We start from the raw sequence: 4,514 nt of genomic DNA, 5'->3' as shown, positions 1-4,514 counted from the left end.
CTTGTTAAATTGGTATATCAACTATTAGTTAAGCATAGCAAGTACTGAAGAACCACTATGTTTATCGGTGGAATCGTCGGCTCGCGGGTTGCCCTTAGACTAACCAACATCTGGTTGCGGCGTATATTTCTCACTACAGTAATTGTGCTTGCACTCAAGACGTTACTTGATTTTGTTGCACTGCGTTGAGCGAAGCTGATGTCTAGGATGGGCTACGCCGATCGCTACAATAAACTATCCTCAAAAAATTAGCTATTCCCTAGCAATTTGCTTGATTCACCAGATAGCCAATTGCGATGACTAGGTTGGGCTGCGCCTAAGCAACTTGATACTTAAAAATAAAAGCATTTGTAATTCCTCACAAAACTGGTAGAATCACCATATTCTTGATAAAGAATATGAGGTTTTTTGGTGTTTGCAACTAGATACATGGCATCATCAAGTATGATAAACACTATATAACTGTATTCCCATCAATTATTTGTAGATTTAGTGGAGGAAATAGAATGAGTTTGTGGCAACGCTCACTGAAAAGGTTACAAGGGATGCCGTTCGCGGAGCGTCTCGTAGAGAAGGCGGGCTACGCCTACGCGTTCAATAAAACGTATCGGTTCAGACTAAATTCGCTCAAAGGCTTTCTATCACTCTTTTTGGTAGGTACTGTATTGAGTGTAGCGCTTGCCGCCTGCTCCGGTGGAACTGGGAGTAATTCTTCCACAGAACCCCCTAATGCTAATGCTAGTCCTGTTGCTGCAACCAAGGATAATGTTGAACTAACTCTGGTTTCCTTTGCAGTTACCAAAGCGGCTCACGAAGCGATCATTCCCAGGTTTGTGGAACAGTGGAAAAAAGATCATAATCAAACTGTCGTCTTCAAGCAAAGCTATGGCGGTTCTGGTTCCCAAACTCGCGCCGTTATCGATGGTTTGGAAGCAGATGTTGTTCACTTAGCATTGTCTGGAGACACCTCAAAGATTGAGAAAGCTGGATTGATTCAGCCGGGATGGGAGAAAGAAGTTCCCAATAATGGTATTGTCTCTAAAACTGTGGCAGCATTAGTAACTCGCTCAGGGAACCCTAAAGGGATCAAGACTTGGGAAGATTTGGGAAAAAGTGGTGTAAAACTGATTACTGCTGACCCCAAGACATCAGGCATTGCTAGGTGGAATTTCCTGGCGCTTTGGAATTCCGTGATTAAAACTGGTGGAAATGAGGCTAAAGCTACTGAATTTGTAACCAACGTTTACAATAATGTGCCAATCCTGACTAAGGATGCGCGGGAAGCTACGGATACGTTTGTCAAGCAGGGTCAGGGAGATGCCTTGATCAACTATGAAAATGAAATTATCTTGGCACAACAAAAAGGCCAAAAGATTGATTATGTCGTTCCCGATGTGAATATATCCATCGACAATCCGATCGCTGTGGTAGATAAAAACGTCGATAAGCACGGAACCCGCGAAGTTGCTGAAGGATTTGTCAAATATCTTTATACCCCAGAGGCACAGCAAGAGTTTGTCAAATTCGGATTCCGACCTGTGGATGAAACTTTAGCTCAAACTAAAGAAGTCACAGACAAATTTCACAAGGTGAAAACTTTGGGTACTGTTGCAGACTTCGGCGGTTGGGAAGCAATTGATAAAAAGTTCTTCGCAGATGGGGGACTGTTTGACAAGATCCAAGCCCAAAAGAAACGGTAATTCGTAATTCGTAATGACGGTCTCTACCAGACGCTAAAAGCGTAGCTTGCAACTCTTACAGAGTACGCGGACTCGCTTTGCGTGACGCTAACGTAATTCGTAATGAGGCTCTCTGCCAGAGGCTACGCCAACGTGGACTCGCTAGGGTAATTCGTAATTGAAGGACAGAGCAACTAACTTGCTTACGGCACGCTGACCGAAGAGTTGTGGGGTAATAATTACGAATTACGAATACTGACAAAAACTTTTGTTGAATTTTAAACTTTGAATTTTTGACTATGACGACTGTATCTCCTTCTGTGGAAGTTGAACGTAAAACACCGTTCTGGAAGAAATTGGGGCGGGTTCCCTGGACTTGGCGAATCACCATTGCATACTTGACGGTGATGTTATTTATCCCGATAATTGCCATGTTCCTGAAAGCGAGTACAGAAACTCCGGCGAGATTTTGGGCGATCGCAACCAGTGATATCGCATTAGCAACATATAATGTCACCTTTTTTACAGCAATATTTGCTGCCTTACTCAATGGCGTATTTGGGACTCTGATTGCTTGGGTTCTAGTTCGCTACGACTTTCCCTTCAAACGCTTGATTGACGCCACAGTAGATTTACCCTTTGCACTACCAACTTCGGTAGCAGGGCTAACCCTTGCAACAGTTTACAGTGATAATGGCTGGATCGGTTCGCTACTAGCACCACTGGGAATTAAGGTATCTTTTACCCGCACGGGAGTAGCGGTAGCAATGATATTTATCTCACTACCTTTTATCGTCAGAACCGTGCAACCCGTGCTTCAGGAAATGGAACATGAAATTGAAGAAGCCGCTTGGTGTCTAGGTTCTTCTCAATGGCAGACTTTCTGGAAAGTAATTTTACCGCCTTTATTTCCGACGATTTTAACTGGCGTTGCCTTGGGTTTCTCCCGTGCAGTTGGAGAGTATGGTTCGACTGTGATTATCTCTTCCAATACGCCATTCAAAGATTTAATTGCACCTGTGCTGATTTTCCAGCGATTAGAGCAATATGACTATTCTGGTGCAACAGTAATTGGCATAGTTTTATTATCAATTTCGTTGATACTGCTATTGGCAATTAATTTCTTACAAGCATGGGCAAGGCGATATGACAGTAGATAAGCCAAGTTTTCACTCATCTGCATCTGATACAGATACAGCCAAACCTCTTAAAGAGCAGAAGAGTTGGGTGCCAATAGTTTTAATTAGTATAGCGATCGCCTATTTAGCCCTAGTTCAATACATCCCGGCAATCAACGTTTTTGTCCAAGCCTTCAGCAAAGGAGTTGGGCCATTTCTGTCCAACTTGACGCGGCCAGCTTTTCTGCATGCAGCTTGGCTGACACTGTTGCTGGCTTTGATTGCTCTGCCTGTGAATACAGTATTTGGGTTATGTGCAGCTTGGGCGATCGCTCGTCATAAATTTCCTGGACGCGCCATAGTTTTGAGCATAATTGACCTACCCTTTTCAATCTCGCCCGTAGTCGCAGGATTGATGCTTGTGCTACTTTACGGACGCAATGGCTGGTTTGGCCCTTGGCTCCAAGCCCATGATATCAAGATCATCTTTGCCTTTCCAGGTATGGTGCTGGCTACAGCGTTTGTAAGTATGCCCTTTGTGGCGCGGGAAGTGATTCCTGTTTTAGAGGAATTTGGCAAGGATCAAGAAGAAGCTGCTAGAACTCTAGGTGCAAAAGATTGGCAGATATTTTTGCGCGTCACCCTGCCCAGTATCCGTTGGGGCTTACTCTACGGTTTAATTTTGACCAATGCCAGAGCAATGGGTGAATTCGGGGCAGTTTCGGTGGTATCTGGCAACATTGCTGACAAAACCCAGAGTTTACCACTGTTTGTAGAAGATGCTTACAAACAATACGAAACCGAGGCTGCTTTCTCTGCGGCTGTACTGTTGGCGCTGCTAGCAGTAGTAACCTTGGTGCTAAAGGAGATTTTAGAACGCAAAACCAGTATTAAAGATGTTGAATAGAAAAATCAAGCGATTATAGTTATCCTTTGAATAGGATACAAGCAAATCATCGGACATGGTACAATTTACCTATTAGCTATCAGGAAATTACCATTAGGATTAAGGGTAGTTCTGTACCAATCCTGATCAGGGATTGAAATAATTCAGATATGGCTACTGATAATACACTTACCAATAAACGGATTCGCCTTAGAATTCCCAAGGATTATCACCAGGAACCTGTCATTTCTCGCCTGGTGTCTGACTATGGAGTGACTGTGAATATCACGGCAGCGATTTTGGGAGCGAATGCTGTCGGTGATGGTTGGTTCGACCTTGAATTACAAGGAACAGATGCACAAATTCAGAGCGGGTTAACCTATCTCCACGATTTGGAGTTAGAAGTCTGGGATGACACTAAACTAAGTGATTGGTAAAGGTTATGGCAACACATACTAGGGGCGTATAACTATCTGTGCGCCCTCATACCTAATATAAACCCTCTCGTTTTATCTGACTTTTCAGGCTATCTGGAAAACCTCTCTTCTTTATCTCTCTCCTAAAAGGAGAGAGACTTTCAATTTTACCCCTTAGAGCGTCGGGAACGGGGTTAGGTTTTTCTTTAACTTTTACAGCAGAAGTCCCACATCTCAGTTTTAGGAGTGTGGGACGGCAGCTGCTTTAAGTCGGCAGAGCCACCCATCTAACTCAATTAAAGAAAGATAGAAGTTGGTATAAAAGCATTCATTCTCAAGTATTGCAAGAAGTACCTAAGAACTGGAGTTTAGACTAAAAGCAGGCGATCCTTAACAAAGGAGTGTACGTGTCGTT

4 protein-coding genes are annotated in these 4,514 nt (G+C 43.5%); all 4 read left to right on the top strand.

From position 1 onward, the window contains the following. The first annotated feature begins 506 nt into the window (after positions 1-506). The 4 genes from HWQ38_RS03825 (at position 507) to HWQ38_RS03810 (ending at position 4,120) form a co-directional block, all read left to right on the top strand. A complete protein-coding gene (locus HWQ38_RS03825) occupies positions 507-1,700 on the top strand; it encodes a sulfate ABC transporter substrate-binding protein (protein WP_292790150.1) in 1,194 nt (397 codons plus the stop codon). Between the two features lie 278 nt (positions 1,701-1,978). Then, complete coding sequence (gene cysT, locus HWQ38_RS03820) at positions 1,979-2,839, top strand: sulfate ABC transporter permease subunit CysT (protein WP_292790149.1); 861 nt, start codon at positions 1,979-1,981, stop codon at positions 2,837-2,839. Then, positions 2,826-3,704 carry a sulfate ABC transporter permease subunit CysW gene (gene cysW / locus HWQ38_RS03815; RefSeq protein WP_292790147.1) on the top strand — a complete coding sequence of 293 codons (879 nt, stop codon included), beginning with the start codon at positions 2,826-2,828 and terminating at the stop codon, positions 3,702-3,704. The genes cysT and cysW overlap by 14 nt, the downstream gene beginning before the upstream one ends. Positions 3,705-3,853: 149 nt before the next feature. Beyond that, on the top strand, positions 3,854-4,120 hold the full coding sequence (locus HWQ38_RS03810) for an NIL domain-containing protein (RefSeq protein WP_292790145.1): 267 nt from the start codon (positions 3,854-3,856) through the stop codon (positions 4,118-4,120). The last annotated feature ends 394 nt before the right edge of the window (positions 4,121-4,514 follow it).

Source organism: Nostoc sp. NMS7, from assembly GCF_017115085.1.
In the GTDB taxonomy this organism is placed as follows: domain Bacteria; phylum Cyanobacteriota; class Cyanobacteriia; order Cyanobacteriales; family Nostocaceae; genus Nostoc.
This window is presented reverse-complemented; position numbering and strand designations above follow the sequence as displayed.

Coding starts and splice junctions, on each gene's coding strand:
- HWQ38_RS03825 (WP_292790150.1), top strand. CDS start 507: ATGAGTTTGTGGCAACGCTCACTGAAAAGGTTACAAGGGATGCCGTTC.
- cysT (WP_292790149.1), top strand. CDS start 1,979: ATGACGACTGTATCTCCTTCTGTGGAAGTTGAACGTAAAACACCGTTC.
- cysW (WP_292790147.1), top strand. CDS start 2,826: ATGACAGTAGATAAGCCAAGTTTTCACTCATCTGCATCTGATACAGAT.
- HWQ38_RS03810 (WP_292790145.1), top strand. CDS start 3,854: ATGGCTACTGATAATACACTTACCAATAAACGGATTCGCCTTAGAATT.